1 tRNA gene and 2 rRNA genes (1 of these 3 cut by a window edge) are annotated in these 2,500 nt (G+C 55.1%); all 3 read right to left on the reverse strand.

Features of this window, described 5'->3' with window-relative positions:
- Positions 1-14 precede the first annotated feature (14 nt).
- Positions 15-91, reverse strand: a tRNA-Met gene (locus EU805_RS17155).
- A 72-nt stretch (positions 92-163) separates the two neighbouring features.
- Positions 164-278 (reverse strand): 5S ribosomal RNA (gene rrf, locus EU805_RS17160).
- A gap of 260 nt (positions 279-538) precedes the next feature.
- Positions 539-2,500 (reverse strand): 23S ribosomal RNA (locus EU805_RS17165); it runs 873 nt beyond the window's last position.

The raw sequence follows: 2,500 nt of genomic DNA on the forward strand, positions 1-2,500 counted from the left end.
GTGTTCGTTTGAGTTGGTTGCGGGAGTAGGATTTGAACCTACGACCTTCAGGTTATGAGCCTGACGAGCTACCGGGCTGCTCCATCCCGCGGTATTGATCGGTCTGGTATGACGGATCGGGTGTTTTTCATCGGTAGAGAGATACGAGGGCCGTGCTTGTTAGGTGTGGCGATGACTTACTCTCCCACGTCTTGAGACGCAGTACCATCAGCGCTGTGGCACTTAACGGCCGAGTTCGGGATGGGATCGGGTGTTTTGCTCACGCTATGATCACCACACCAAAAAAGCACGGTGGAAACACGAAGGTGTTTCGACCGGGTGGCAAGGCAAACATGCAGCCACTCAGTCGAACACTTTCGCGCTCCGACATCAGCGGTTTTCTTGCACTCGTATGATCGACGGGGTGGCTGTGGATTTGCGATGCAAACCCACATTGCCACCCGGCCGATCGCCGAGGCGCGATCGTCCGTTGTTCCAGGTCAAGCGCATGACGCTTGTGTGTGTATGTATTTCGATCTGAGCCAGGCTTCTACTGGATCAAATCAAGCCTATCGGACCATTAGTACCGGTCAACTGAACGCATTGCTGCGCTTACATCTCCGGCCTATCGACGAGGTGGTCTACCTCGGTCCTCAGGGATACCTTGTTTTGAGGGGGGCTTCCCGCTTAGATGCCTTCAGCGGTTATCCTGTCCGATCATAGCTACCCTGCACTGCCGTTGGCACGACAACAGGTCCACCAGTGGATCGTTCACCCCGGTCCTCTCGTACTAGGGGCAACTCCTCTCAAGTATCCTACACCCACGGAAGATAGGGACCGAACTGTCTCACGACGTTCTAAACCCAGCTCACGTACCTCTTTAAACGGCGAACAGCCGTACCCTTGGGACCTGCTCCAGCCCCAGGATGAGATGAGCCGACATCGAGGTGCCAAACGGTGCCGTCGATATGGACTCTTGGGCACCATCAGCCTGTTATCCCCAGCGTACCTTTTATCCGTTGAGCGATGGCCCTTCCACTCGGGACCACCGGATCACTATGGCCGTCTTTCGACTCTGCTCGACTTGTCAGTCTCGCAGTCAGGCTGGCTTCTGCCATTGCACTCAACGAGCGATTTCCGACCGCTCTGAGCCAACCTTCGCGCGCCTCCGTTACAATTTAGGAGGCGACCGCCCCAGTCAAACTACCCACCACACAGGGTCCCGGATCCGGATGACGGACCGCGGTTAGACATCAAGCAATGCAAGGGTGGTATCTCAAGGGAGGCTCCACGAGGACTGGCGTCCCCGCTTCAAAGCCTACCACCTATCCTGCACATGCATGGCCTGATGCCAGTGTGAAGCTGTAGTAAAGGTGCATGGGGTCTTTCCGTCTAACCGCGGGTATCCTGCATCTTGACAGGAAATTCAATTTCGCTGAGTCCACATTCGAGACAGCGGGGAAGTCGTTACGCCATTCGTGCAGGTCGGAACTTACCCGACAAGGAATTTCGCTACCTTAGGACCGTTATAGTTACGGCCGCCGTTTACCTGGGCTTCAATTCGGAGCTTGCACTCCTCCTTTTAACCTTCAGGCACCGGGCAGGCGTCAGACCCTATACGTCGTCTTGCGACTTCGCAGAGCCCTGTGTTTTTAGTAAACAGTCGCCACCCCCTGGTTTGTGCCCCCGGCCTCTACTTGCGTAAAAACCGGGCCTCCTTCTCGCGAACTTACGGAGGTATTTTGCCGAGTTCCTTAAATGTGGTTCTCTCAAGCGCCTTGGTATTCTCTACCAGTCCACCTGTGTCGGTTTAGGGTACGATCTTGAAGGAGGGCTATTTCCAGGGACCTGTTGGCAGCCCATTCAATCCGATAAGGATGAACTACGTCTCAGATCCGTCACCACTCCACGGCCCAGGAATATTAACCTGGTTCCCATCGACTACGCCTTTCGGCCTCGCCTTAGGGGTCGGCTTACCCTGCTCAGATTAGCTTTAAGCAGGAACCCTTGGACTTTCGGCGAGAGGGTCTCTCACCCTCTTTGTCGCTACTCATGTCATCATTCTCACTAGTGATCTCTCCACCCGATGGCTCACGCCCGGGCTTCATCGAAAGCTTCGCGTCTCCAATACGGGCGAACCCGCGAAGGAGACAGGAAACTATGTCACACTACGCTCTGCTACCGCGTGTATTGCTACACACCCTAGACTTCGGCTCATGGCTTGAGCCCCGTTACATCTTCGCCGCAGGACAGCTTGTTTAGACCAGTGAGCTGTTACGCTATCTTTAAAGGATGGCTGCTTCTAAGCCAACCTCCTGGTTGTTTTGGCCGTCCCACCTGCTTTCCCACTTAGCCATGAATTAGGGGCCTTAGTCGTAGGTCAGGGTTGTTTCCCTCTTCACGACGGACGTTAGCACCCGCCGTGTGTCTGCCATCTAGTACTCCTCGGTATTCGGAGTTTGGTTAGGATCAGTAAGCCTGTGGGGCCCCATTACCCATCCAGTGCTCTACCCCCGAGGGT

It is taken from the genome of Salipiger sp. IMCC34102 (genome assembly GCF_004145405.1).
Lineage (GTDB): Bacteria > Pseudomonadota > Alphaproteobacteria > Rhodobacterales > Rhodobacteraceae > Loktanella.